Raw genomic sequence first — 25050 nt, forward strand, 5'->3', positions numbered from 1 at the left:
AAGGGATACAAAACAAAACCCGGCTTTAGGGGCCGGGTTTGAGTTTACGAAGCAGATGGAGTTTCGTCGGTAGCAGCTGGTTTCTTGCGCGACGGCCGGCTGCGTTTCTTAGGTGCCTCTGGCGCTGTCTCTTCGGGTTTGGGTGCGTCGGCCTTGGGCTCTTTCGGCTTGGCAGCGGGCCTCGCGCGTGGTTTGCGAGGCTTCTTTTCCGCTGCTGGTGCTGGCTCACTTACCGGCTCGGGCACCACCACTTCTACTGGGCTAGCAGCTTCTACTGCCACCGGGTCTGCCGAAACCGGCGGAGTCGGTACCGTATTTCTTGGCTCTGCCTCCAGAGGAATCACCGGCTCTACTGGTGTAGGTTCGGTAGCCTCCGTGGGTTCAGCATACAGTGCCGGCCGCTTCCTGCGCGAAGTGCTGGGAGGGGTGGTAATGATTCGGTCTTTCGTAGCCCGAGGCTTCTTCTCGGTTTCCACGCGGGTGCTCTTACCCCGGGCCGCTTTGAGGCTTCGTTGCTTCGGGGCCGGCGTTTCTTCCGGCTCGTCCATAGGCTGCAGCCAGTCGACATTCGGTTTCGGGGTTGGCAGAACTGGCGCCAGGGGCTGCTCTGCCGGCTGTACAACGGCGTGAACTCGTTCAGGCGCTACCGATTCAGGCACTGCCTCGGCAACTGGAGCTTCCGCCGGAGTAGGAGCGGGGCTGGATTGCGGCTCTTCCGGAACTTCCGCTTCAAACGCAACCGTTGCTTCCGGCTCTTGTTGAGCAGTCAGGTCCGTTTCCGCGTTGGACGCCCCAGCGGCGGCCTCGGCGGCCAACTGAGCCTGCAGCTGCGCTGCCCGCTTACGAGCAGTGCGCTTGGCCCCGCCCCGGCTGCGCCGCTTCTTTTTAGGTAAAGCTGCCGAGGCTTCTAAAGCCGTTTCGCCCTCTTCATCGTCTTCTGCTTCGTACTGGTCTTCTTCTTGGGCAGCTTCCTCAACCGGGCTGGTCACCGTTACGGCAGTTGCCGGCGTCACGGTAGGAGCAGCAACCTCTACTGGTGTGCGCTCCTTCTCGGGATCAGGCTCCCCTATATCAATACGTTCTTCGTCGTCATCAAGCTCCGGTTCCGGTTCCGGTTTCGGCTGGGGTAGGGGCAAAGCAGCCAGTTGCCGCTCCAGCTCCTGAATTTCGGAGCGGACATCGGCTTGAGCAGCCAACCGCTGCACACGGGCCAGGGTGGCTGCCAAAAATTCGCGGTGCTCGGGTGCTTCGGGGTAAAGCGGCCGGTGCCCCAGCGCCTGGCGCACCGATTCCCACTCTCTGCGGAAGCGGCCGAAACCCGGGTCAAAGTATGTGCGGGTAAACCGTTCCCAGATGTAGTTTTCCGCTACCTCCGACGGATGCAGCATATCCGCTGCATAGAAGCGGTAGTCGCGCAAATCATCCAGTAACAGCTCATAAGCCGGGAAATACGATACATCCGGCAGTAATTCGCTTAAGTAGTGACAAGCAACCCGCAGCACCGATTTGCTCACTGAGTTCAGGGGCAGCGTATCTTTCACGTGCCGCACGGGGCTTACCGTCAAGATAAAGCGCAAGGTCGGGTTGGTCCGCCGCAGGTACGCATGCGTTTCGGCCACCGCGTTGATAATCTCATCGGGGGTAAGCAGCACCTTTTCAAAGCGCTCAGCCGGTACCTTATGGCAGTTGTTAACTATCTCGTCGGTTTCCAGCAAGCGGTAGGCAAAGGCCGTTCCCAGGGTCAGTACTACAACATCGGTGTTCTGCAGAAAGGCACCAACTTCCTGTACCAGGCCTTGTATGCGCTGCAGCAACGTCACCGGCGAGTCGGCCCCAACAGTGGCGTGTAGGTCATAGCTCTGCCAGCGGCCCCGGGCCTCCACTACGTGTTGCTGCCAATCCTTATCCTCACCGGCGGCCGCGCGAAGCAGCTGGCACGCCGAGACAGGGTTGAAAACAGTGCCGAAAGGATTAATCAGGGTTTTAACCTTCGTAGCCGCCAACCGGCTGCCGATGGTATCCGAAAAGCACGAGCCTACCGTAAGCACTCGGGCCGAGAGCGGCAATTGTTGGGGGTGCGGCGTAAGCGGTAATTCAGTACGAAACATTCTACAGGTATAAGGCCTAACAAGGGCCAACGAACAGGCAACCTACTCAACTCTGTTCTTTCAGCCAAAACCAGTGTCGCCTACGACTAGGCCGACGACGCCAGAAAGCGTACGGCCTATTGAGCGTCTTGGATCATCTAAATCTACGGATAACAGTATACACCTCTCACCGAGAAGACGTTTCCGCTTTAAACAAACAAGGAAATCCTACTGCCGTTCAAGTATCAGAAAGAAGAATAACCAATAGCAAAAAAGCCTGACTACCGCGGTAGTCAGGCTTTTTTGCTATTGAAGAAGCAGCAGCCTATTCAGCTACTACGTTGAAGCGCACCTGGTGCTTCACTTCTTTGTGCAGGTTGATCGTAGCGGTGTACTCACCAGCCGAAGCAGGCTCCTGGTCGAAGGAGATACGCTTGCGGTCTACGTCTACGCCTTTCGCTTTCAAAGCGTCGGCCAGCTGCAGGGTAGTCACGCGGCCAAAAATCTTGCCGGTCTCGCCCACTTTGGCTTTGATTTCGAAAGCAGCATCACCGATTTTGTCGGCAATGGCCTGCGCGTCACCTTTGATCTTGTCGGCTTTGTGCGCAGCCTGACGTACGTTCTCGGCAACGATTTTCTTGTTCGTCTTATCGGCCAGCATGGCCAGGCCCTGCGGCAGCAGGTAGTTACGACCGTAGCCGGGCTTTACAGTAACGATGTCGTTCTTGTAGCCCAGGTTCTTTACGTCGTCTTTCAGAATTACTTCCATGTCAGTCTCTGTAAGAAAGGTTTACTTCAACGAATCGGTTACGTAGGGCATCAGAGCCAGGTGACGGGCTTTGGCCACGGCCTGAGCAATTTTGCGCTGGAATTTCAGGCTGGTACCGGTGATACGACGGGGCAGAATGCGGCCCTGCTCGTTCACGAACTTCAGCAGGAAGTTCGGGTCTTTGTAGTCCACGTACTTAATGCCGTTCTTCTTGAAGCGGCAGTATTTCTTGCGCGTGTCCTGCTTGTGGATTTTCTCGTTGGCTAGGCTCATGGTCTTATTGGGCTACGGCTTCCGATTGTTGTTTAGCCTTCTGCTGGTTCATCTCGCCATTGCGACGACGCTGGCTGTAAGCCACGGCGTGCTTGTCGAGTACAGTCGTCAGGAAGCGGATGACACGCTCGTCGCGGCGGAACGCCAGCTCGAGTACGTCAACGATGTTACCTGAGCCAGTGAATTCCACCAGGAAATAATATCCGGTGTTCTTCTTCTGGATAGGGTAAGCCAGCTTCTTGAGGCCCCAGTTTTCGGTGTGGATAATGTCGGCGCTATTTTCCTTAAGCACCTGCGAGAACTTCTCGATCGTCTCTTGCACCTGCGTCTCGTTCAGCACGGGAGTCAGGATGAAGACCGTCTCGTAATTTCTTACTTCCATTAGACGGGATGAAAAAATTAGATGAAAAAATGAATCAGGGCGCAAAGATACTATTTATCTGGGGTAATACTCAAGGTGTTCAGCAAAAATATCCAGGTCGGCAAAATTAAGAGGCAGAAGTAGAGGCGAAGCCAAACCTTTGAAGCTAAGATAAGTTAGGAAAGGGAGTAGTATTAATCCGAGGGAGCTACAAGCTCGAGTGTAGACGGGAGTAATGTATTCCTATAATATAAGGAGATGCATTACAACGGTTTTTAGAATGATTCTAAGCAAGCCACAACGGGCGAAAATTAGCCCAGGCGGGTTTGTGGTCTGCGATTCCCGACCTACATTTGTGGCCTTGAAGTACCCCTGCCTTTCTTTTTCCCAGTCACATTGTGCTATGAATAGCATCCGACTTCGTCCTCTCTCCAACTTCTTTCTAGCTCTGTTTCTGACATTTGCTGCTGTGGGTACTACCACGGCACAGCAAGCTGAAACTTCCCCGGTTGCCACCGCGCCGGCCGCTAGCAAGGATGGCGTGACGCCCGGCTCTACTGCCGCCGCCGCCCCAGCTGCCGCTGCGGGTGCTACCACTGGTGATGCCGCCGCTATCAGCGCCGGTGCTGCCCTATTCACCCAGAACTGCGCCCAGTGCCACGCCATCAATGAGGTAGTGGTAGGTCCCGCTCTGAAAGATATCCACAAGCGTCGCCCCATTTCGTGGTTGATTCCGTGGATCAAGAACTCCAGCAAAGTTGTCGCCAGCGGCGATGAGTACGCGGTAAAGATCTTCAATCAGTACCAGAAACAGCAGATGCCGAGCTTCCAGCTCTCGGATGCTGAAATTACCTCGATTGTTTCCTACGTTGCTTCGGAAAGTGATAAGCCTGCTCAGGCTTCCACTGGCGGCGTAACTGCCGAGAATGCTGGTAAGGTTGATGGCCAAGATGGTGGCGCTGCCGCCGGTGCCGGTACTGGCAACAGCACCATCGACATTCTTCTTATTGTATTAGTAGTTGTATTGCTGGTGCTGGTGGTAACCCTGGTTATCATTGCCAACATCATGAAGGACGTGCTGCGCGGCCGCAAAGACCTCGACGGTCGCGACGTAGAGCAGCTCGAGCAGCGCTTCGATTTCTCAAAAATCTACAAGTCGCCCGTAGTACGTGGGCTGGCAGTTGGCCTCTTCGTGCTGGTTGTATTATATGAGTCGGTACAGGGCGTAATGGCCATTGGTTTGGCTCAGGGCTACCAGCCTACCCAACCGATTGCCTTTTCGCACAAGCTGCACGCTGGCGAAAACCAGATTAACTGCTCGTATTGCCACACGTCGGTTTATAAGAGCAAGAGCGCTAACATTCCTTCGGCCAACATCTGTATGAACTGCCACTCGCAGGTGAAAACGGAGTCGCCCGAAATCAAGAAGATCTACCGCGCCATCGAGCGGAAGCAGCCGATTCAGTGGGTTCGTATCCATAACCTGCCTGACCTGGCTTACTTCAACCACTCGCAGCACACCCAGGTAGGGGGCATCGAGTGCCAGACCTGTCATGGTCCGATTCAGAACATGGAAGTAGTATACCAGTACTCGGCACTGACGATGGGCTGGTGCATCAACTGCCACCGCGAGACTCCGCTCAACACGAAGGGCAACGGCTACTACACGAACCTCGTGAAGCTGCACGATGCCGCCAACAGCGGTGCTCCTTTCACGGTATCGTCGAACGGCGGTACGGAGTGCTCGAAGTGCCACTACTAGCATAACTAGGTCTTAGGTGCCCAGAGCATAGCAACTGCTACCTCCGGAGCACCTAAGACCTATTTCCTCTTAAAAAACACGCATACCAACTTAGAGGCTTACCGGACCAGAATCCAAGTCGCTAAGTCCCTAAGACCCTAGTCCCCAAAAAACACGATGCAAGAGTCGCCTAAGTACTGGAAGGGAATTGAGGAACTGGAAAGCTCACCGGAGTTTGTCAAAAACGCGTTCAGCGAGTTTGCCGACTTCCTGCCGGTGAAGGAATCCCACGGCTCTTCCGACGCCGCGGTAGCCCCGCGTCGCGACTTCCTCAAACTCATGGGCTTTGGTATTGCCGCCGCCACCCTGGCTAGCTGCGAAACCCCGGTCCGCAAGGCAATTCCTTACCTCAACAAGCCCGAAGAGGTAGATCCAGGTATTGCCAACTTTTACGCTTCCACTTATTTCAATGGTACCGACTACAATGCGGTGCTGGTGAAAACCCGTGAGGGCCGTCCGATTAAGCTAGAAGGCAACCCCGGTTCGCCCATCACGCGTGGCGGCTTGTCGGCCCGGGCGCAAGCCTCGGTGCTGAGCCTCTACGACAAAGGCCGTTTGCAGCACTTCGCCATCAAAGGCAAGAAGGCCGCTACCGACCAAGTCGACCAGGAAATTCGCACGAAGCTGGCCGGTGCCACTGGTCGTATTGCCATCGTGTCGCCGACCATCATCAGCCCCACGACCAAGAAGGTAATTGCTGAGTTTGCTGCGCGCTACCCCAACACGGAGCACGTAATGTACGATGCCAACTCCCAGTCAGCATTGTTGCGGGCTAATGGTGGAGTACTGCCTTCTTACGATTTCAGCAAGGCTGCTGTGATTGTGAGCTTAGGCGCTGATTTCCTCGGTACCTGGTTGTCACCGGTTGAATATGCTAGTCAGTATATCACCAACCGTAAGGTTTCGGCTGAGAAGAAGACCATGAACCGTCACTTCCAGTTTGAAACGGCTCTGACCCTAACCGGCTCCAACGCCGACGTTCGGGTGCCAGTGAAGCCTTCCGAAATGGGTGCTACTGCCGTGGCCTTGTACAACGCCGTAGTGGGCGGTGGTGCCGCTGCTGGTTCTGCTCAGCTGAAAAAAGCTGCCGCCGAACTGCGTGCTGCCGGCAACCGTGGCCTAGTAGTTTCGGGTTCGAATGATGTAGCTATCCAGACGCTGGTGGCTGCCATCAACCAGACGCTCGGCAGCGCAGCCGTTGACCTGACCGCACCTTCAATGCTGCGTCAGGGCGACGATGCCCGTATGCTGCGTTTGATAAACGATATGAATGCCGGCTCAGTAGGAGCTGTCATCTTCTATCACGCCAACCCCGCTTACGACCATCCGCTGGCCGAAAAGGTCAAAACGGGTATTGCCAAGGTACCAGTGAGCATCTCGCTCAACGACCGTTTGGATGAAACCGGCTCGTTGTGCTACTATGCCTGCCCTGACCACAACTATTTGGAATCGTGGAATGACTACGAGCCCAAGCGTGGTTTCCTGAGCTTGGCTCAGCCCGCTATTTCGCCACTGTTTGCTACCCGTCAGGCGCAAGACAGCCTACTAACCTGGGCCGGCAATCCGCAGAGCTACTACAACTACTTGCGCGCCTCTTGGCGTGGTCTGCTCGGCGGTAACTTCCAAGCTGGTTGGGACAAGGCCGTACACGACGGTGTTGCCCTTGGTACTTTGTCGCCTGCTCCAGTAGCCCCGGTAGCTCCGGCTATGAGCGCAGCTCAGGCTGTTGCCGCTATCGGCTCTGCACCGAAAGGCTCGGGTGTTGAGCTGGCTATCTACGAAAAAGTAGGTGTAGGCCCCGGCAACTGGGAAGGTAACAACCCTTGGTTGCAGGAATTGCCCGACCCGGTTTCGAAAGCAACCTGGGGCAACTACGTAGCCGTTCCGCGTGCTATGGCCGTGAAAAACGGCTGGGAGCAGGGTGATGTGCTGAAAGTGACGGCTAACGGCGTTTCTATCGAATTGCCCGTGTTGATTCAGCCCGGCCAAGCCAACGATACTGTAGGTATTGCTATTGGTTATGGTCGTAAGATGGCGGGTAAAGTTGGCGACAACGTAGGAGCCAACGTGTACCCCATGGCTATGATGCGCGACAATAGCATCATCTACGCCAACACCGTGACACTGGAGAAGACGGGTGCTCAGTCGCCCATCGCCCAGACGCAGACGCACCACACCATCATGGACCGCAAGCCGGTCGTGCAGGAGTCGACGCTGGCGAAGTACATTGAGAACCCCAAAGAGGTAACCGAGTACGACAAGATTGCCACGCCGGAAGGCTTAGAGAAACCTAACAAGGTTTCGCTCTGGCAAGACTATGAGTACAAGAACCACCACTGGGGTATGGTCATCGACCTTAACTCCTGCATTGGTTGCGGCTCTTGCGTAATCGGGTGTCAAGTTGAGAACAACGTTGCCGTTGTTGGTAAACAAGAAGTGATTAACCGTCGGGAAATGCACTGGCTGCGTATCGACCGTTACTATAGCTCAGACGCTAGCAAGGAAGACTTCGCAGAGAAAGGCAAGTTGGACACGTATGCGGCCATGGAAGACCCCTCGGAGAACCCGTCGGTTATTTTCCAGCCAATGTTGTGTCAGCACTGCAACCACGCTCCTTGCGAAACGGTGTGCCCCGTACTGGCTACCACGCACAGCTCGGAAGGTCTCAACCAGATGACCTACAACCGCTGCGTAGGTACCCGTTACTGCGCTAACAACTGCCCCTACAAAGTGCGTCGCTTTAACTGGTTCTCGTACTACTCAAATGAGAAGTTCGAGGATGTGAACAGCCACATGTTCACCGACCTGGGCCGCATGGTACTGAACCCCGACGTAACTGTTCGGGCTCGGGGTGTGATGGAGAAATGCTCGTTCTGCGTACAGCGTATTCAGCTTGGTAAGCTGGAAGCCAAGAAGCAGAAGCGTCGTCCGAAGGATGGAGAAGTGGTAACCGCCTGTGCGCAGTCGTGCCCCACCCAAGCCATTGTATTCGGTGACATGCGGGACCCGGAATCTCAGATTTCGAAGATCATCCGCCGCGAGGATGGCGAGCGTGGCTTCCACGTATTGGATGCTATCAACGTGCAGCCTAACATCACGTATCTGACTAAGATCCGTAACACGGAAACTGAAGTTCGCAACGCTTAATCACAGGGTCAAGGATCTTAGGGACGTGGAGTAGGAGAGATGCCCAACCGGTGGTTGGAAATAAACAGATACTCTACGTTCCCAAGACCCCCACTAACCAACTAAAACTATGCAGCACGTATCGCCTGTACGGGAGCCGCTCGTAACCGGGGGGAAATCGTACCACGACGTCACTCAAGACGTGTGCCGCCAGGTAGAAGCCGCCCCGAATGTTCGGTGGATGGCCGCCCTGAGCGTTGCGCTCTTCTTCCTGGGTATCTTCCTGTACTCTGTATACCGCACCTTGTGGTATGGTATCGGGGAATGGGGTCTGAACAAAACCGTCGGCTGGGCCTGGGACATCACCAACTTCGTGTGGTGGGTCGGTATTGGTCACGCTGGCACGCTGATTTCCGCAGTACTCCTGCTGTTCCGCCAGAAGTGGCGGAGTTCTATTAACCGCGCTGCAGAAGCTATGACGATCTTCGCCGTAATCTGCGCCGCCATGTTCCCAGTACTGCACATGGGCCGCCCGTGGCTCGCTTACTGGGTATTCCCGCTGCAAAATACCTTCGGTTCGCTGTGGGTAAACTTCAATTCGCCCCTGCTGTGGGACGTATTTGCCATCTCGACCTACTTCACCGTGTCGCTGGTTTTCTGGTACACGGGTCTGGTACCCGACTTTGCTACCATCCGTGACCGGGCAAAAGGCCCTATTGCTAAAGTAGCTTACTCGCTGCTGAGCATGGGCTGGACGGGTTCGGCCAAGCACTGGAGCCGTTACGAAACGGTGTCGCTGATTCTGGCTGGTGTTTCGACCCCGCTGGTACTCTCGGTACACACTATTGTATCGATGGACTTTGCAACCTCGGTAGTTCCGGGCTGGCATACCACTATCTTTCCTCCCTACTTCGTAGCTGGCGCTATCTTCTCGGGCTTCGCCATGGTACTGACCCTGATGCTCATCACCCGGGTAGTATTTAAGCTGGAAGACTACATCACGATGGAGCACATCGCCCTCATGAATAAAATCATGATGATTACCGGCTCTATTGTAGGGGTAGCTTACATTACCGAGTTCTTCATTGCTTGGTACTCGCAGGTAGAGTTCGAACAGTATGCCTTCATCAACCGGGCCACGGGTCCTTACTGGTGGGCTTACTGGTCGATGATGACTTGCAACGTAATTTCGCCCCAGCTGGTGTGGATTCGTCGCGTGCGGTACAGCATTCCGCTGACCTTCATTCTGTCGATCATTGTTAACATCGGTATGTGGTTCGAGCGTTTCGTAATCATCGTGACCTCGTTGCACCGTGACTACCTGCCTTCGAGCTGGGTGATGTTCTCGCCCACAATTATCGACATCGGTATCTATGTGGGTACGCTGGGTTTGTTCTTCACGCTGTTCCTGCTCTTCGCTAAGTTCTTCCCCGTGGTAAACATGGCTGAAGTGAAGACCGTGCTGAAATACACGGTGGATAACGGTCCGACCTACACCGGTCATGACCCGCACCACGACCTGATTCACAAGCCAACCACCCACGGAGTACCTGCCAACGCTCCGGTAAACTACAATAAGCATGACTAAGCGCTTCGCCCTCGGCATCTTCGACGACGAAGACGTGCTGATGCACGCCATTGAAAACGTCCGCGCGGCGGGTGTAAAGATCTATGAAGTGTTTACTCCGTTCCCCATCCACGGCATCGACGATGCGCTGGGTATTGAACGGTCCCGCTTGCCCATTGCCGCTTTCTTCTACGGCATGTGCGGCCTGGCTTTCGCTCTGTGGATGCAGATCTATATGCTAGGCTTCGACTGGCCGATGATTATTGGTGGTAAGCCACACATTGCGTTGCCCGCCTTCATTCCAGTATCCTTCGAATTGACGGTATTTTTTACCTGCCACGGTATGGTAATTACCTTCTACACGATTAGCAAATTGTACCCGCGCTGGAGAACTCCAGTACTGGACGTACGCTCGACGGACGACAAGTTCGTCATGGCCATCGAAATCAACGAAAGCACTGACCTCAACAACCTGAGCAAATTGCTGCGTGAGAATGGCGCTTCGGAGGTGAACGAAAAAGAAATGACTAAGAACTAATGACGCACACGCTGAAACTAGGCCTGCAAGCGTCGGCTATTGTATTTGCCTCGGTGCTGGCTACAGCTTGTAATCGGGCTGATGATACCGGCTTGGAATATGCTCCTCAGATGTACGAGCCTATTGCCTACGAACCTCTCAAGCAGATTCATACTAATACTGTGAATCCGATGGGATTGAATATGCGCAATCCAGTAGTAGGGACTGTCCCCCGCGGCAAGCTCAACTACTACTCGCACGTACCGAAGGATAGTGTAGGAACTGCCGAACGTCGTTTGCGCAACCCGTACTCTTACTCGAAAGCCAACCTGGAAGAAGGTAAGGTTCTTTACACCCGTATTTGCTCCCATTGTCACGGAGAAGCAGGAGCAGGGGATGGCCCAGTAGGACAAAAATTCAAGGGGGTTCCAAACTACTCGGCTGGTTCTTACAAGACCATGAATGATGCCCATATCTACCACGTAATCCAGTGGGGTAAGGGCCGTATGATGCCACACGGTTCTATCGTAAACCCTGAGGAGCGTTGGAAAATAGCTATGTACGTCCGCGTACTACAGCGTGGTGAAGGACCTGATGGGTTGGCTAAGCTGGTGAATGTTAGCACCGATTCGACCGAAATGACGGACCGCGCTACTCAATCCCCAGTTTTGGAAGCCCAGGCTGACAAAGCTTCATCTACTCCCGGTCAAGGCGACCAGGCTCGAAACGGAACGGCGAACTAACTATGGCAACTCTGACGCATCACGAAAGCGCCACGGCTGAATACCTGGAGCTTGCGCCGAAAACCCGCAGAACCTTCATCAGCATTATCGTTGCTGGAGTTATTCTGTTGGCAATAGGACTAATTATGGCCGCCATGCACATTGGCGGTGGACACGAAGCAGCTGGCGCGGCTCATGGAGCTGCGCATGCCGCCGGCCCTGAGGCTGGTGCTGGCGCGGCTCATCACGAAGGCAGCCCCCTGTGGCTAAAGCGCCTTTTTGTTACGCTTTGGCACAACAACGTTTTCTTCGTCGGTGTGTCGGCTATTGGTACATTCTTCGTCGCGCTGCAATACGTAGCCTACGCTGGTTGGTCAGTAGTTATTAAGCGCATCAATGAGGCCATGAGTGTATGGCTGCTGCCCGGTCTGGTTATTTTCCTCGCCGTTTTCTTCCTGGGCCGTCACGACCTGTTCCACTGGACGCACGACGGCATTATGGATCCTAAAGCAGAAAATTACGACGCCATTATTGCAGGCAAGAGCGGGTTCTTGAACATGCCCTTCTACCTGATCCGCATGGTTGTGTACTTGGGCATCTGGTGGTTCTTCTCCGAACGTCTGCGCAAGATCTCCCTGGCTGAAGACCTGAACGGTGGTACGGAGTATTTCCACAAGAGCATCAATGTTGCTGCTCTATTCCTAGTGCTGTACGCTGTTACCTCGTCAATGTCGGCTTGGGACTGGGTGATGTCGGTCGACGTGCACTGGTTCTCAACCATGTTTGGCTGGTATGTATTTGCCTCTTGGTGGGTATCGGGTATTGCGGTTACAACTCTTACCGCTATTTACCTGAAACAGGCTGGTTACTTGAAGTTCGTGAATGCAAACCACCTGCATGACCTTGGTAAGTTCATGTTTGGCTTCAGCATTTTCTGGACCTATGTATGGTTCTCGCAGTTTATGCTGATTTGGTACGCTAACCTACCTGAAGAAGCAGTGTATTACAACCAGCGTCTGGGCGGCTTTAATGGGGCTTATACCTGGATCTTCTTCTTCAACCTGGTTATCAACTTCGCTTTTCCCTTCCTGGTGCTGATGCGTCGTGACGCCAAGCGTCAGATGATCATGCTGAAGATTGTGAGCATTGCTATCCTGATTGGTCACTGGTCAGATTTCTATCTGATGATCACGCCTGCAACTATGCAGGAGAATAATGGGTTTATCATGGAGATAGGTGTAGCTCTGATTTTCCTGGGCAGCTATCTTCTGTTGTTCACCAAGCGCTTGGCCCAAGCCTCGCTGGTACCGGTGAACCACCCATTCCTGGACGAAAGCGTGCACCACACGACTTAATCAGACATGAGTATTGAGAAGTGAGAAGTTAGACTTGATTGTGTAACGAAATCTCACTTCTAACCTCTCAACTCTCACCTCTTCACTCAACTAATGATTGCTCTTGGTATTCTTCTGGTACTCGTGCTGCTGCTGGTCGTATTCGGCCTGCTGTTCCGCATCCAGATACTGACTTCCATTTTCTCGGGCAGCTCCACGCGCGAGATTGGCACGAGTAACCGCGTCAACGCCATCCTTTTTATCATTTTTATGATAATCGGTGGGGCGGCATTTGCTTACTCCTTTATTGAAAACTATGGCAAAATGAATCCGCCCATTGCGTCGGTTCATGGCCATGAGATGGAGCGCCTGTTCTGGACGACGATGATCATCATCGGCATCGTGTTCGTTCTGACCCACATCCTGTTGTTTGTGTACTCCTACAAGTATCAGCATAAGGAAGGTCGTCGCGCTTACTTCTTCCCCCATAACAACAAGATTGAAATCATTTGGACAGTGATTCCGGCTATCGTCATGGCTGGTCTGGTATTCGCTGGTTGGAAAGAGTGGACCAAGATTACCGGCCCCGCTCCTAAGGACTCGGTAGTACTAGAAGTAATGGGGAAGCAGTTCAACTGGCTTGTGCGCTACCCCGGCCGCGACCAGAAGCTGGGCGTAGTGAATTACCGTCTGATTGATGCTACCAACGAATTCGGCTTTGACTTGAGCGATAAGAGCGGGTTAGACGACTTCGTGGCCGGTGAGATTCACGTTCCCAAAGGTCACCCGGTGTTGCTGAAGATTCGCTCGCGCGACGTATTGCACGCTGTTTACATGCCGCACTTCCGCGTGCAGATGTACGCTGTGCCCGGTATGCCCACCAAGTTTTGGTTTACCCCAACCAAAACTACTGATGAAATGCGTGCTGAGCTTGGTAATCCTAAGTTCAACTACGAATTGGCTTGTAACCAGATCTGCGGTCGTGGCCACTTTGCCATGAAGCTGAACATCATTGTGGACGAGCCTGACGATTACGTGGCTTGGTTTGCCCAGCAAAAGTCTTTCTCGGAGCAGAACCCTGATGTTCTGGCTAATTTCAAGCAGAAATCGGACAAATTGGGAGAAAAGGAAAACGCTTCAGCTGCCGCAGCTGTTGTTACTCCGGCTGCCAAGGCCTCGCTCTAATTCTTATTTAACGCACGCTCTCTTCTATGGCTGCTAATCTTCCTACTCACTCGCAAGTGCAGGGTGGCATCGGGGTAACCGAGCCAAGCACCACGCACGACGAGCACCTGCACCACGACGAACACCATGATCAGCACTGGCTGTTCAAGTACGTCTTCAGTCAGGACCATAAGGTCATTGCCAAGCAATTCCTGATTACAGGTATCTTCTGGGCAATCATCGGTGGTACGCTCTCCAGCTTGTTCCGTCTGCAACTCGGCTGGCCCGAGTCGACCTTTGAATGGCTCTCGCCTTTCCTGGGGAAGTGGATTGAGGCTGGTAAGCTGAACCCCGAGTTTTATCTGGCTTTGGTGACGATGCACGGTACCATCATGGTATTCTTCGTGCTGACGGCTGGCCTCTCGGGGACGTTCTCCAACTTCCTGATTCCGCTGCAGGTAGGTGCCCGCGACATGGCTTCGGGCTTCATGAACATGCTCTCGTACTGGTTCTTCTTCCTGTCGAGCATTATCATGTTCACCTCGCTCTTCATCGAGACTGGTCCTGCCGCTGCCGGCTGGACGATCTATCCGCCGCTGAGCGCTCTGCCCCAAGCCATTCCTGGTTCGGGTATGGGTATGACCCTCTGGTTGGTATCGATGGCACTGTTCATTGTATCGCAGCTCTTGGGTGGTGTTAACTACATTACTACCGTAATTAACCTGCGTACCCGCGGCATGTCGATGTCGAAGCTGCCCCTGACCATTTGGGCTTTCTTCCTGACGGCTATTCTGGGCCTGCTCTCGTTTCCAGTTCTGTTCTCGGCTGCTCTGCTGCTGATCTTTGACCGCTCGTTCGGTACCTCGTTCTTCCTGTCGGATATTTATATTGCCGGCCAGGCTCTGAACCACCAAGGTGGTAGCCCCATTCTGTTCCAGCACTTGTTCTGGTTCCTGGGTCACCCCGAAGTGTATATCGTTATTATGCCCGCCATGGGTATGGTGTCGGAGATTCTGGCTACCAATGCTCGTAAGCCGATCTTCGGTTATCGCGCTATGATTGGTTCGCTGTTGGGCATCTCGCTGTTGTCATTCGTTGTGTGGGCTCACCACATGTTCGTAACCGGCATGAACCCCTTCCTCGGTTCGGTGTTCATGTTCCTGACGCTGATCATTGCTGTGCCGTCGGCGGTGAAGACCTTTAACTGGCTGGCTACGCTGTGGCGCGGTAACATCCGCTTCACCACGGCTATGCTGTTCTCGATTGGCTTCGTTTCGCTGTTCATCTCGGGTGGTCTGACCGGTATTATCCTGGGTAATGCTGCCATCGACATTCAGATGCACAACACGTACTTCGTGGTAGCTCACTTCCACTTGGTAATGGGTTCGTCGGCTTTCTTCGGCCTATTTGCCGGTGTATATCACTGGTTCCCCAAAATGTTCGGTCGGATGCTCGACGAGAAACTGGGCTACATCCATTTCTGGCTGACTTTCATTGGGGTATACCTCGTGTTCATGCCGATGCACTACGTTGGTATTGCCGGCTTCCCCCGTCGTTACTACGCCTGGACTGGTTTTGACTCATTCAGCCAGTTTGCTGACCTGAACAAGTTTATTTCGGCTGCTGCTATTCTGGCCTTCTTTGGTCAGTTTGTCTTCATCTTCAACTTCTTCTACAGCATCTTCCGCGGCCGTCGTGCTACCGAGAACCCCTGGAACTCGACGACGCTGGAGTGGACTACGCCAGTAGTACCCGGTCACGGCAACTGGCCCGGCGAAATTCCTGCTGTCTATCGTTGGCCTTATGACTATAGCAAGCCCGGTGCCGCCGAGGACTTCATTCCGCAGAACGTGCCTTATTCGAAGACCCAGTCTTCGAACCTGCCGTACGAGCGGGACACGGCAGAATAGTCTTCTAGACGCCAAGTAAAACGGGCCGCTGTACTCACGGCGGCCCGTTTTTATTTACCCACAAACGGGGGAATCCGGTACCGGCATCACCGGTAGGATTTCCCCGTTTTGCTGTAATCAAACCTACGCTTTGGTTGTTTATAAAACAGCGTAAGAGCATCACTAACAAGTATGATAGTACCTGCATTTGTGCGCCGTTTTCGATTCATTGGCATCGTGACTGTCGTGGCAGTATACGTGCTCATCATGGTAGGCGGAATAGTGCGTAGTACCGGCTCCGGCATGGGGTGCCCCGACTGGCCGAAGTGTTTTGGGACTTGGATTCCTCCAACTCAGGCAAGCCAGTTACCGGCCAATTACAAGGAAATTTATACTGCTCAACGGGTAGCTAAGAATCAGAAACTGGCTAAGACACTGCAACGGTTTGGGTTTAAGCAGGTGGCCAGTGAAATTTTTGCTCACCCCACTCAGTACATTGAAACTGACTTCAATGTCACCAAGACCTGGATTGAGTATGTAAATCGACTGGTGGGGGCACTTATAGGCGTTTTTGTCTTTCTGACGGTGCTATTCGCCTTGCCGTATTGGCAGCGCGACCGAGCAGTATTTTGGTTGGCCTTTTCCTCATTTCTGCTAACGGGGGTACAAGGGTATCTGGGCTCACTCGTGGTGTCGACCAACCTGCTGCCGATTATGGTAACCATTCATATGGGCTTGGCTTTGGTTATCGTAGCCATGCTCATTTACGCCGTTATTCGCTCCCAGCGTGAGAATGCGAATGTAGAAATGGTGTCACTACAACCAAGGCTAACTCCGTGGCTATGGTTGATTACGCTACTGACCTTTGTGCAAATTGTGTTGGGCACGCAGGTGCGGGAGGAAGTAGATATAGTAGCCTTTGCCGCTAATTACCTCAATCGGGTTGGTTGGATAGAGCAGTTAGGCGCTGTGTTTAAATTTCACCGCACCTTTTCGGCGGTGCTGCTGCTGTTGAATGCTTACGTGGCGTACCAATTGTACTCTATATCAGTAGGGCGGCTACGTAGCATGGCTCTGGTTAATATGGGGGTTATCAGTCTGGAAATCCTGGCGGGCATTGTGCTGGCCTATTTTGCGCTACCGGCCGCCGTACAGCCTATTCACCTGACGTTGGCTACGGTTTTGTTTGGAACCCAGTTTTTGACCATCGTTTTATATAGTCGGGCAACGAAATTGCAACGGCAGGCCGCTTATCCGGGCGTTGTTGCGTAACTTTGCGGCCCCGTTTGAGGCTGATCTGGCGGGAGTTTTGATTGCGTAAGAATGACGAAAGCCAAGGCCTATTTCCAGTTACTCAAATTCCGGCTGGCATTAACAGTGGCCTTTTCCAGTGCCATCGGCTATTTGCTCGGCGCGCAGGAATTTGACTGGGGGCGGGCATTACTTGTGCTGCTAGGTGGTCTGCTGGTTACTGGCTCGGCCAATACCATCAACCAGATCCACGAAATTGAGCTTGACAAGCTCATGAAGCGCACGGCCAAAAGACCTTTGCCCAAGGGCATTTTGAGTCCCGCTGAGGCTTGGGTTTTTGCCATTATTATCGGGGTGGCGGGTTTATTCATTCTCGGGTACTTTTTTAACACCCTAGCCGCCGCACTTTCCTTACTGTCGCTCATCTTATACGGCTTTGTTTACACGCCGCTGAAGACGATTTCTCCTATCTGCGTAGCCGTAGGAGCTATTCCTGGTGGTATGCCGCCCCTGCTGGGCTGGGTGGCGGCTACGGGATTTTTGGGTACCGAGGCCTGGGTGCTGTTTGGTATTCAATTCATGTGGCAGTTTCCGCACTTTTGGGCCATAGCCTGGGTTTTAGATGAGGACTACAAGAAGGCCGGCTTCAAAATGCTGCCCACCCCAGGTGGTAAAGATTTGCGGACGGCCTTCCAGATTATGACCTATACGCTGCTGCTGATTCCGCTGAGCTTGCTGCCCTTGCAGCTGGGCATGGCCGGTAAAACATCGGCGCTGATAGCCGTCATCTGCGGGGTACTATTTCTCATGCAGACCTTCTACCTGATGCGGACCTGCTCTAAGAAAGCGGCCATGAGCATCATGTTCGGGTCATTTCTGTACCTGCCGATCGTGCAGATTGCGCTGGTTTTCGACAAAATTTAACGTTTCAGGATGGCAACTTCCGAAATATTGCAAGACAAAGAAGCCGGGACCGGGACTCACCCCAAGCGCCTGCTGCTGTGGCTGATGATGATCAGCATCACCATGATTTTTGCGGCCTATACCAGCGCCTACATTGTGCGGCGTGAGGAAGGCAACTGGTTGGAGTTTGACTTACCCGCCGGGCTGCTCTACACGACTGTTCTTATCCTGCTCAGCAGCGCCACCATGCAGTGGGCTTACTTTTCGGCGCGTAAGGACGAAGTGAGACGTGCGCAAATCGGTCTGTTCCTGACCTTTGCACTCGGTGTAGTTTTCCTGGTAGGGCAGTGGAATGTTTGGGGAGATTTGGTAGACAACAAAATCTTTTTTGGTGGCGTTGATGCTAATCCATCGGGTTCTTTCCTGTATGTGCTCACCGGGGTGCACGGTTTTCACCTAATTACAGGCCTGATCTTTCTACTCATCGTATTGCGTAAAAGCCTGAACTATCAGGTACATTCTCGCCAAATGCTCTCCATTGGCAATGCCACTATCTACTGGCACTTCCTCGGCGCGCTTTGGTTGTACCTGTATTTGTTCCTACTTTTGAACCACTGATTTCGTTTTTACTTCGCTCGTTATGTCCACCACCTCCACGACGCAGACGCTTCACAACAACGCCTCCATCGAGCGGCCCCGTTCCGGGACCTGGGATGGCGGCAACGAACCCTTCAAGGCTAGCTATGGCAAGCTGATGATGTGGTTCTTCCTGCTGTCGGATGCCTTCACGTTTGCCGCCTTCCTGACAACCTACGGGTTGATGCGCCACCGCCACCTAGCCTTTACCGGCGACCACAAAGACTTTGTGTTCTCGACGGCTTACTGGCCTATCCCCGACAAGGTATTCAACTCTTTCCCCGGCCTGCACGGCATGGATTTGCCGCTGGCCTTCGTGGCGTTGATGACCATGATTCTGATCTTCAGCTCCGTGACGATGGTACTGGCCGTAGAAGCTGGTCACCGAATGGACAAGGCTGATGTGCAGAAATGGCTGTTGTGGACCCTGCTCTTCGGTGCTACGTTCGTAAGCTGCCAGGCGTGGGAGTGGAGCCACTTTATTGGTGGCACGGAAGAAGGCACCAAGATGCTGGACGGCACGATTTTCCACGGTGCTAACCTGCAAATGAACCAGTACGGCCCCGTACTATTCGCCGATTTGTTCTTCTTCATCACCGGTTTCCACGGCACCCACGTATTCAGCGGCCTGGTGCTACTGACTTGGGCTTTCATTGCTACCACCAACGGGACGTTTGAGAAGCGTGGCCACTATGAAATGGTAGAGAAAATCGGTTTGTACTGGCACTTCGTAGACTTGGTGTGGGTATTCGTATTTACCTTCTTCTACCTCGTTTAAGACGAAACCAGCTTAGTCGTTTCCTTCGCTTTTAATTCTCTAGTCATATGGCTCATCACGCAACTGACCACACCCAGCCAACCGGTGAGATTCCGCGCCCCGTAACGGGCTGGATCTGGAAAACCTTCTTTGTCCTGGTAGGCGTAACTGCTCTGGAATTCCTTGTCACCTTCGTAATGGACCCCAGCACCTTTCGGAATTCGATTCTGATTGTGCTGACCATTTTCAAAGCTTTCTTTATTGTAGCTGAGTTCATGCACTTGAAGCATGAAACCAAAGGCCTGATCTGGTCGATTTTGGTGCCCATGGCCCTGTTGATCTGGTTGATGGTCGCCCTGATTACCGAGGGATCCGCTATTGGCGAGGCGATTTACAACGCCTTTAAATAATTCAATGCGGCCCAAGCAAACCCTCATTCTGGGCCTTATTCTGCTTTTGCCGGTACTGGCGTTTTTGTTTCTCAAAACCTTCGGTACCAACCGTTTCGCGCTGCCAACTTACTTGCCCGACCGTGTCGACTCGACCCAGGTTGGTGGGGAGTGGCAGCGCGATACTGTTTTCCATACCCTAGGTGATTTCCGACTACCATCCCAATCAGGCCGACTAGTAACCCAGCAGGACCTGAATGGAGGGGTGTATGTGGCCAACTTCTTCTTTACCACCTGCCCTGGGGCCTGCCCCCGCATGAACAGCCAATTGATGCGGGTGCAAGAAAAGTTTCGTAAGGACCCTCGCGTAAAGCTGGTTTCGTATACTGTCGACCCCGAGCATGACTCGGTGGCGGTGCTGGCCCGCTATGCAGAGCGGTATGGCGCTATTGCTGGGAAGTGGTTCTTTCTGACCGGCAACAAAGCTGAGCTATACCGGTTAGCTACTCAGGAATTTCGCTTAGAGGCTCCCTCGGGTGCGGCTCCCGGTATCGTGCACAGCCAGAACCTGTATCTGGTAGATCGGGACAAGCGGGTACGGGGCATTTACGATGGAACCAAGGCGAAAGAAGTAGAGCGCCTCATCACCGAAATCAGCATTCTGCTGTACAACTATGACCACGACAAGTCCAGTCGCTAATCCTGGCAACAACGCCAAGATTAAAACGACTATGATTATTCTGGCAGCGGTAGTGCCGTTGCTGGTAGCCATTCTGCATTATTTCCCCGAGACATTTCGGATTCCCGGAGCCCAGGTAAAGTTTCTGCCCGCGCTGAATGCCGTGCTCAACTCCCTCACAGCCCTGTGCCTGGTGTTGGGCTACTACTTTATCCGGAACAAGCAGGTCCTGCGCCACCGCGCCATGATGGGCACGGCTTTCCTGTTAGGCTCCTTGTTTCTGGTTTCTTACGTGGTCTATCATTCTCAGGTACCTTCTACCAAGTTTGGGGGAGAAGGCCTGATCAGAACGGTGTACTACTTCGTGCTGCTAACCCACATTGTGCTGGCAGCCGTAACGGTAGGGCTAGTTTTGTTCACGCTGTACTTTGCCTTAACCGACCAGTTTGCCAAGCACCGCCGTATTGCCCGCTGGACCTTTCCAATCTGGCTGTATGTATCGGTTACGGGGGTAATCGTCTACTTCATGATTTCACCCTACTACACCTAAGCTCTGGGAAACTTTTCCTTATCCATTTGGTTAGTAAAGAGATGAAAAAGACTGTAGGAGTTGGTTTTTTTGCCCTGTTTGTGGCTGTTTTACTGAGCTTGGCTCCGTTGGCGACCCAAGCGCAGTGCACTATGTGTAAAACCCAGGTAGAGGCGGCGCGCACCGAAAAAGATGCGTACGATACTTCCGGGCTCAATAAAGGCATTGTGTACCTGATGACTATACCCTACCTGCTCATTGGTACGGTAGGGTATTTCTGGTACCGCAACAGCCACAAGAAAAAGTAATACCCGAACCCTCCTTAACGAGTTGGGCCTTATGGAAGCTGAAGTGTCCGCGGTGCCACCGCGGACCTTTGTGTAAATACCTGGCGCTAAACCTGGCTAGGTAGGTTAGCCGCGTGAAGTAGGAAATGCCGCCATTTGGCGGCATTTTTGTTTGGGCTGCCCCCCGTTTTTACCCGTAATTCTAGTTTGTTCTGCTGTTGAAGTCGTCCCGATTTTCCCCTTTCGTTGTGTTGCTGGCGGCCGCCATTTGTTTTGTGGGCGCCTACCTCAGCAACCGCTTCGGGTCTCGGGCCACCGGGGTGCTGGTGTATACTGATGTGGTGCGCCTACAGAGCTTGGTGGAGGGAGCCGAACAGATTGCCCAGCGGGAAACCGGCGAAGTAGCTCGTCGTCTGCAGAGCGGAGAGCTAAATTTTGGTACCCTGGTAGGCCACACAACTTACCCGTGCTTTGTTTTTCGCGGTGATAAACTCCTCTACTGGTCAGATCATACCACCCGGCCCGAACCGGAAAACGTTGGCCAGAATTTTCGCGAGAAGCTCGTGGAAATGAAATTTGGCTACTACCTGGCCTTACGCCAACCCGCCGGACCCTACGTGGTGCTGACGTATGTACCCCTGGAAAAGCGTTACGGTATCAGCAACCGTTACCTGCGGGAGGGGTCCGAAAAAGCGTTGTTTCGCGGATTGAATGTGCGCATCATGCCCAATATGCCGGGCTCGCGCCTGCCGTGGCTTCGTTCGCAGGAGGGAAAGTATTTGTTTTCGGTGGAGAGCCTGCAGCCCAGCCCGGTTACGGGCAAGTATCTACTCCTGGCCTTTTTGGTGCTGGGTACGGTGCTATACGTAGGCGGCTGGCTACTTTTGGCCCGTCGTCAGCTGAGGCAGGGGCGCATTATAGCCGGGGCTGCCAGTGTGGTTGTGCCGCTGGCTGTATACCGGGCGGGCCTGCTGTATCTGGGCTTGCCTTTTTCAGTGGTTGAATTGCCCTTGTTCGACCCGCGCGTCTACGCCGCTTCCTGGCTGTCGCCGTCCCTGGGCGACTTGCTGATTAATGCCTTCCTGCTGCTGCTGACTGCTTACTACGCGCTGCTGCTGTTTCGGCGCTATGGGGTGGTGCGACAGGCGCGGCATGTCGAGTCGTTGGCGGGGCGCGTCGGCGTAGGAGCCTGCGTGGTGTTAGGGTATTGGGGGCTGCTGGAAATGCTTTTTCAGTTTTATTCCAACAGCTTCAACAACTCCCAGTTGGTGCTGGATATCACCCAGAATATTCAGCTGTCGGGCTTCAAGCTTCTGTTGTGCCTGGCTATCGTGCTGCACACGGGCGGCTATCTGGTCGGGTTTTACATTCTCTCCCAGCTTTTTATTGCCATCGGCCGGCCGGTTACCAAGCGTTTTGGAGCCTCTATGCTGGCTATTTCCACGCTGCTGTTTTTGCCCGCCGGAATTGTGGTGGGAGAGGCCCACACTATTCTGCTGGGGCTGACGCTGCTGTTTTTCCTGGTGGTGCGCATCACCGGGCTCAAGCAGCTGGCGTCCATCATGCCGTATCAGGTCTACTTGTTCATCTTCCTCATGCTGGGCATTAGCTCCGCTGTCGGAGCCTTGGCCTTGTTCGAGCACTTCGACCGACAGCTGGTGCTAACCAAGCAGAAGATTGCCAGCAACCTGTTGGTTGATAATGACTTGCAGGGGGAGTACCTGCTGGCTGAGCGCACTGGCGAAATGGCCGCCGATCCGCTGATTCGGACCATGCTGGCCAGTCCGTTTACCAATCAGGATATGGTGCGGCAGAAGATTGTGAAATACTACCTGCGCGACTATTTCGATAAGTATGAAGTCGTCGTGACCCTATTCGACCCTGCCGGCAAGCCAATTCAGGAATCCAAGAATAAGCCCAACCTCGCTACCACGCGGCAACTGCTGCTACGCTCGGCTCTGGCCACCGACCAGCCCAACGTGTACCTGATCCGGAACCCCAACTCCTTCAGTACCCGGCGCTACGTTGCCTTCGTGGGCGTGCCCAGCCCCCGGGGCGGGGTAAGTACGGTGCTGCTGGAACTGTCCTTGAAAAAGCTTACGGCCAACAGCGTAGTGCCCGAGTTGCTGGTCGACCAGAAGTTTTTCCAGCCCAGCCTGGGGCCCGAGCTCAGCTACGCGGGCTTTGAGCAAAGCCGGCTGGTGTATAACGAGGGCGACTTCGACTATACCAACCGCCTGACGCCCCAGCAGCTGCAGGATCCGCGGCTATACAGCACCGGCTTATCAGTGGAGGGCTTCCATCATTTTGCGGTGCGGGGCCCCCAAAACCGGACGGCCGTCGTCACCACGGCTACTTATTCCTTTGCCGACTGGCTGGCTAATTTTTCCTTTCTGTTCCTGCTCCACACCTTCTTCTGGCTTATTGCCATTGGTATCTACATGCTGGCCCGGGGGCGCTACTTTGAAGCCTTCCAAACCAACTTCAGCACCAAGATTCAGCTGTTTCTCAACTTCGGCATTCTGGTGCCGCTTATCATCGTTAGCATTGCCACGGCCAGTCAGGTAACCAATTCCTACAAGCGCGACCTGCTGCGCACCTACGAGCGGCGGGGCAAGGCCGTACAGGAGAACCTGCTGAAAAACCAGGCGGTGCTGGCGGACTCAGCCAGCCGGACGGCGCTGGTAGACCTGGCCGAAAACGTGTCGAGCCTTACCGAAACGGACCTGAACCTCTACAATGCCCAGGGCGAGCTGCTAGTGAGCAGCCAGCCGCTCATCTTCGAATCGGGGCTGCTAAGCCCCCTGATGAACCCGCAGGCCGCCGCCGCCCTGGCCGAGCAGGCCCAGCCCCGGGTGCTGCTTACCGAGCGGGCCGGGTCGTTGTCCTTCAATTCCCTGTATCTGCCCTTGCGCACGTTGGTCGGGCCCGAGCGGGCCAATGTGGTGGTAGGCTACGTGGGAATTCCCTTCTTCGACTCCGAGAAAGAGCTGGACAACAAGCTGATCGAGCTGATATCCACTATCCTGAACATCTTCACCGTGATGTTCATCCTGTTTTTGGTGCTGACCTTTATTGCCTCGCGCATGCTCACCTCGCCCCTGAAGGTGCTGACCGAGAAGCTGAAGCACACCACCCTGACGGGGCAAAATGAAATGCTGGCCTACGAGTCGTCGGACGAAATCGGGCTGCTTGTGCGCGAGTACAATGCCATGCTGCTGAAGCTGGAGGAAAGTAAGCAGGAACTGGCTACCCAGGAGAAAGAGGCCGCCTGGCGGGAAATGGCCCGGCAGGTAGCCCACGAAATCAAGAACCCGCTGACGCCAATGAAGCTGAGTCTGCAGTTTTTGCAGAAGGCTATAACCGAAAAACGCTCCAATGCCGAGGAGCTGATTGGCAAGATTTCCCAGACCTTGATTACCCAGGTCGATGTGCTCAGCGACATTGCCACCTCCTTCAGTAACTTCACCAACCTGCCCGCCATGCGCCCCGAGCGGCTCGACATTGCGTCTATTCTGCGGCGCTGCGTGAGCCTGCACCAGGGAGGCGCCCGGGGCGGCAGCATCGATATGGACCTCCCGCCCGAAGCCGAAGAGGGCCAGTATGTGGTCTTTGCCGACGAGAACTTGCTGGTGCGCACCTTTAATAACCTGCTCATCAACGCCCTGCAAGCTGTGCCCGAAAGCCGCAAACCCCTCATCAAAGCGCATCTGGAGGCAGTAGGCCCCGACCGGGTACGCGTCTGCATTGAGGACAATGGGGCAGGTATACCGGAAAATGTGCGCGACAAAGTGTTTGTGCCCAATTTCACGACCAAGGAGTCGGGTTCGGGCATTGGGCTGGCCGTGGCCCGGCGCGGTATCGAAAGTGCCGGCGGCAAAATCTGGTTTGAAACCCAGGAAGGCACTGGTACTACATTTTGTATCGAGCTGCCGCTGGCCCCGGCCTAAGCGTCTTGCCCAGAAGGTGGAGCTGGCTGGCACGAAACAACCGGCTTTGCGCGTTGTTG

The 25050-nt window shown here is 54.1% G+C and carries 21 protein-coding genes; 17 read left to right on the forward strand and 4 right to left on the reverse strand.

What is annotated here, in order from left to right:
- Positions 1-44 precede the first annotated feature (44 nt).
- The 4 genes from E5K02_RS21830 to rpsF form a co-directional block, all read right to left on the reverse strand.
- A complete protein-coding gene (locus tag E5K02_RS21830; RefSeq protein WP_135397964.1) occupies positions 45-2108 on the reverse strand; it encodes a GSCFA domain-containing protein in 2064 nt (687 codons plus the stop codon).
- Between the two features lie 304 nt (positions 2109-2412).
- The gene (gene rplI, locus E5K02_RS21835) at positions 2413-2856 is read right to left on the reverse strand and encodes a 50S ribosomal protein L9 (protein WP_135397966.1); all 444 of its coding nucleotides are present in this window, start codon (positions 2854-2856) and stop codon (positions 2413-2415) included.
- Between the two features lie 21 nt (positions 2857-2877).
- Positions 2878-3129 carry a 30S ribosomal protein S18 gene (gene rpsR / locus E5K02_RS21840; protein WP_100338887.1) on the reverse strand — a complete coding sequence of 84 codons (252 nt, stop codon included), beginning with the start codon at positions 3127-3129 and terminating at the stop codon, positions 2878-2880.
- Positions 3130-3133: 4 nt separating this feature from the next.
- Complete coding sequence (rpsF, locus tag E5K02_RS21845) at positions 3134-3511, reverse strand: 30S ribosomal protein S6 (RefSeq protein WP_135397968.1); 378 nt, start codon at positions 3509-3511, stop codon at positions 3134-3136.
- A 382-nt stretch (positions 3512-3893) separates the two neighbouring features.
- Between rpsF and E5K02_RS21850 the strand changes: the two genes are divergently transcribed.
- The 17 genes from E5K02_RS21850 to E5K02_RS21930 all read left to right on the forward strand — a co-directional run bounded on the left by E5K02_RS21850 (position 3894) and on the right by E5K02_RS21930 (position 24991).
- Positions 3894-5252 (forward strand): c-type cytochrome, encoded by a 1359-nt coding sequence (locus E5K02_RS21850; protein WP_135397970.1) that lies wholly within the window; start codon positions 3894-3896, stop codon positions 5250-5252.
- 156 nt (positions 5253-5408) lie between these two features.
- Positions 5409-8438, forward strand: a complete 3030-nt coding sequence (locus E5K02_RS21855) for a TAT-variant-translocated molybdopterin oxidoreductase (RefSeq protein ID WP_135397971.1) — start codon at positions 5409-5411, stop codon at positions 8436-8438.
- A 109-nt stretch (positions 8439-8547) separates the two neighbouring features.
- Complete coding sequence (gene nrfD, locus E5K02_RS21860) at positions 8548-10005, forward strand: NrfD/PsrC family molybdoenzyme membrane anchor subunit (RefSeq protein WP_240737397.1); 1458 nt, start codon at positions 8548-8550, stop codon at positions 10003-10005.
- Positions 9998-10522: a DUF3341 domain-containing protein gene (locus E5K02_RS21865; RefSeq protein WP_100338892.1), complete on the forward strand. Its 525-nt coding sequence runs from the start codon at positions 9998-10000 to the stop codon at positions 10520-10522. The genes nrfD and E5K02_RS21865 overlap by 8 nt, the downstream gene beginning before the upstream one ends.
- Positions 10522-11244 (forward strand): c-type cytochrome, encoded by a 723-nt coding sequence (locus E5K02_RS21870; RefSeq protein ID WP_135397973.1) that lies wholly within the window; start codon positions 10522-10524, stop codon positions 11242-11244. Before E5K02_RS21865 ends, E5K02_RS21870 begins: the two co-directional genes overlap by 1 nt.
- A 2-nt stretch (positions 11245-11246) precedes the next feature.
- Positions 11247-12578, forward strand: a complete 1332-nt coding sequence (locus E5K02_RS21875) for a quinol:cytochrome C oxidoreductase (RefSeq protein ID WP_240737398.1) — start codon at positions 11247-11249, stop codon at positions 12576-12578.
- A 93-nt stretch (positions 12579-12671) separates the two neighbouring features.
- Positions 12672-13742 (forward strand): cytochrome c oxidase subunit II, encoded by a 1071-nt coding sequence (locus E5K02_RS21880; RefSeq protein ID WP_135397975.1) that lies wholly within the window; start codon positions 12672-12674, stop codon positions 13740-13742.
- 26 nt (positions 13743-13768) lie between these two features.
- On the forward strand, positions 13769-15631 hold the full coding sequence (locus E5K02_RS21885) for a cytochrome c oxidase subunit I (RefSeq protein ID WP_206026004.1): 1863 nt from the start codon (positions 13769-13771) through the stop codon (positions 15629-15631).
- Positions 15632-15802: 171 nt separating this feature from the next.
- Entirely contained in the window at positions 15803-16882 is a 1080-nt protein-coding gene (locus tag E5K02_RS21890) for a COX15/CtaA family protein (protein WP_135397977.1), read from the forward strand.
- Positions 16883-16933: 51 nt separating this feature from the next.
- Complete coding sequence (gene cyoE, locus E5K02_RS21895) at positions 16934-17785, forward strand: heme o synthase (RefSeq protein WP_135397979.1); 852 nt, start codon at positions 16934-16936, stop codon at positions 17783-17785.
- 9 nt (positions 17786-17794) lie between these two features.
- Positions 17795-18382, forward strand: a complete 588-nt coding sequence (locus E5K02_RS21900) for a cytochrome c oxidase subunit 3 (RefSeq protein ID WP_135397981.1) — start codon at positions 17795-17797, stop codon at positions 18380-18382.
- Positions 18383-18404: 22 nt separating this feature from the next.
- A complete protein-coding gene (locus E5K02_RS21905) occupies positions 18405-19178 on the forward strand; it encodes a cytochrome c oxidase subunit 3 (protein ID WP_135397983.1) in 774 nt (257 codons plus the stop codon).
- 47 nt (positions 19179-19225) lie between these two features.
- Entirely contained in the window at positions 19226-19567 is a 342-nt protein-coding gene (locus E5K02_RS21910; protein ID WP_135397985.1) for a cytochrome C oxidase subunit IV family protein, read from the forward strand.
- A 4-nt stretch (positions 19568-19571) separates the two neighbouring features.
- A complete protein-coding gene (locus tag E5K02_RS21915; protein ID WP_135397987.1) occupies positions 19572-20246 on the forward strand; it encodes an SCO family protein in 675 nt (224 codons plus the stop codon).
- Positions 20221-20775 (forward strand): DUF420 domain-containing protein, encoded by a 555-nt coding sequence (locus E5K02_RS21920; protein WP_135397989.1) that lies wholly within the window; start codon positions 20221-20223, stop codon positions 20773-20775. The genes E5K02_RS21915 and E5K02_RS21920 overlap by 26 nt, the downstream gene beginning before the upstream one ends.
- Before the next feature lie 41 nt (positions 20776-20816).
- The gene (locus E5K02_RS21925) at positions 20817-21062 is read left to right on the forward strand and encodes a hypothetical protein (protein ID WP_135397991.1); all 246 of its coding nucleotides are present in this window, start codon (positions 20817-20819) and stop codon (positions 21060-21062) included.
- Between the two features lie 227 nt (positions 21063-21289).
- Positions 21290-24991 (forward strand): sensor histidine kinase, encoded by a 3702-nt coding sequence (locus E5K02_RS21930; protein WP_167856536.1) that lies wholly within the window; start codon positions 21290-21292, stop codon positions 24989-24991.
- Positions 24992-25050 lie beyond the last annotated feature (59 nt).

Origin of the sequence: Hymenobacter metallicola (assembly GCF_004745645.1) — a bacterium.
Classification (GTDB): Bacteria; Bacteroidota; Bacteroidia; order Cytophagales; family Hymenobacteraceae; genus Hymenobacter; species Hymenobacter metallicola.

Excerpts from the sequence above, each read along its gene's own strand:
- cyoE (WP_135397979.1), top strand. The coding sequence starts at position 16,934 with ATGACGAAAGCCAAGGCCTATTTCCAGTTACTCAAATTCCGGCTGGCA.
- E5K02_RS21850 (WP_135397970.1), top strand. The coding sequence starts at position 3,894 with ATGAATAGCATCCGACTTCGTCCTCTCTCCAACTTCTTTCTAGCTCTG.
- E5K02_RS21870 (WP_135397973.1), top strand. The coding sequence starts at position 10,522 with ATGACGCACACGCTGAAACTAGGCCTGCAAGCGTCGGCTATTGTATTT.
- E5K02_RS21875 (WP_240737398.1), top strand. The coding sequence starts at position 11,247 with ATGGCAACTCTGACGCATCACGAAAGCGCCACGGCTGAATACCTGGAG.
- E5K02_RS21865 (WP_100338892.1), top strand. The coding sequence starts at position 9,998 with ATGACTAAGCGCTTCGCCCTCGGCATCTTCGACGACGAAGACGTGCTG.
- E5K02_RS21900 (WP_135397981.1), top strand. The coding sequence starts at position 17,795 with ATGGCAACTTCCGAAATATTGCAAGACAAAGAAGCCGGGACCGGGACT.
- E5K02_RS21910 (WP_135397985.1), top strand. The coding sequence starts at position 19,226 with ATGGCTCATCACGCAACTGACCACACCCAGCCAACCGGTGAGATTCCG.
- E5K02_RS21880 (WP_135397975.1), top strand. The coding sequence starts at position 12,672 with ATGATTGCTCTTGGTATTCTTCTGGTACTCGTGCTGCTGCTGGTCGTA.
- E5K02_RS21855 (WP_135397971.1), top strand. The coding sequence starts at position 5,409 with ATGCAAGAGTCGCCTAAGTACTGGAAGGGAATTGAGGAACTGGAAAGC.
- rpsR (WP_100338887.1), bottom strand. The coding sequence starts at position 3,129 with ATGAGCCTAGCCAACGAGAAAATCCACAAGCAGGACACGCGCAAGAAA.
- rpsF (WP_135397968.1), bottom strand. The coding sequence starts at position 3,511 with ATGGAAGTAAGAAATTACGAGACGGTCTTCATCCTGACTCCCGTGCTG.
- E5K02_RS21925 (WP_135397991.1), top strand. The coding sequence starts at position 20,817 with ATGAAAAAGACTGTAGGAGTTGGTTTTTTTGCCCTGTTTGTGGCTGTT.
- E5K02_RS21905 (WP_135397983.1), top strand. The coding sequence starts at position 18,405 with ATGTCCACCACCTCCACGACGCAGACGCTTCACAACAACGCCTCCATC.
- E5K02_RS21885 (WP_206026004.1), top strand. The coding sequence starts at position 13,769 with ATGGCTGCTAATCTTCCTACTCACTCGCAAGTGCAGGGTGGCATCGGG.
- E5K02_RS21830 (WP_135397964.1), bottom strand. The coding sequence starts at position 2,108 with ATGTTTCGTACTGAATTACCGCTTACGCCGCACCCCCAACAATTGCCG.
- rplI (WP_135397966.1), bottom strand. The coding sequence starts at position 2,856 with ATGGAAGTAATTCTGAAAGACGACGTAAAGAACCTGGGCTACAAGAAC.
- E5K02_RS21890 (WP_135397977.1), top strand. The coding sequence starts at position 15,803 with ATGATAGTACCTGCATTTGTGCGCCGTTTTCGATTCATTGGCATCGTG.
- E5K02_RS21920 (WP_135397989.1), top strand. The coding sequence starts at position 20,221 with ATGACCACGACAAGTCCAGTCGCTAATCCTGGCAACAACGCCAAGATT.
- E5K02_RS21915 (WP_135397987.1), top strand. The coding sequence starts at position 19,572 with ATGCGGCCCAAGCAAACCCTCATTCTGGGCCTTATTCTGCTTTTGCCG.
- nrfD (WP_240737397.1), top strand. The coding sequence starts at position 8,548 with ATGCAGCACGTATCGCCTGTACGGGAGCCGCTCGTAACCGGGGGGAAA.